The sequence below is a fragment of the Streptomyces sp. MB09-01 genome, assembly GCF_033794505.1.
Lineage (GTDB): Bacteria > Actinomycetota > Actinomycetes > Streptomycetales > Streptomycetaceae > Streptomyces.
The window spans coordinates 1-720 of sequence record NZ_JARAYQ010000598.1; the positions used below are offsets into that span (position 1 = coordinate 1).

Annotated in this window: 1 protein-coding gene; it reads right to left on the minus strand. The window is 69.7% G+C overall.

All coding sequences use genetic code 11. From position 1 onward, the window contains the following. Positions 1–181: 181 nt before the first annotated feature. Entirely contained in the window at positions 182–703 is a 522-nt protein-coding gene (locus PV721_RS43665) for a DUF1772 domain-containing protein (protein ID WP_319734470.1), read from the minus strand. Positions 704–720 lie beyond the last annotated feature (17 nt).

Below are 720 nucleotides of genomic sequence, written 5' to 3' on the forward strand. Positions count from 1 at the left end.
CTCCTCCTGCCCGCCCCCTCCTTCTGCCCGCGCTTCCTGGCCGCCTTCCGTTGGTCGGTCTCCTGGTTGTCCCTCTGGCCGGCCGTCCCCCCGGCCGGCCGGGGGGCGGGATGCGTGAAGTCCCCCGGTCGGGTGGCCGGGGGACTTCACGGTGGTGCTGTGGGGGGCTTGGGGCCGTGGTTCAGCGGGTGGCGCGGCCGTACAGGACCAGGGCGCGGGAAAGGGCCGTCAGGGCCGCCGTGCACAGCAGGGTGCGGACGATGTTGGTGGAGACCCAGGTGCTCTTGAACTTGTCGACGATCGAGAAGTCCGTGAGTTTCGCGGCGTCGCCCGCGTCGGCGAGTTCGTTGTTGAGGGGGATGTTCACGGAGAAGGTGATCATCAGGACGAGGAAGTAGGCCACGGTGGCGGCCCCGACCCAGATCGCCACGGTGCGGCGGCCCTTGCGGAACTCGACGATCGCGGAGGCGGCGGAGGCGAGCAGGGCCAGGACGAAGGCCATGCCGAAGAGTCCGTTGCCGTCGATGGCCGCGTTGAAGTTCTGCATCGCGGTGACGTAGGTGCGTTCGTCGCCCGCCGCAAGCCCCGGCATCACCGAGACGTCGAAGGCGAAGAAGAGGCCGGCCATCAAACCCATGAGGATCGTGGAGACCAGCAGGAGGGCGGTGGCCGCCTTGCCGCGCCCGGCGGGCGACGAACGCACCTACGTCACCGCGATGC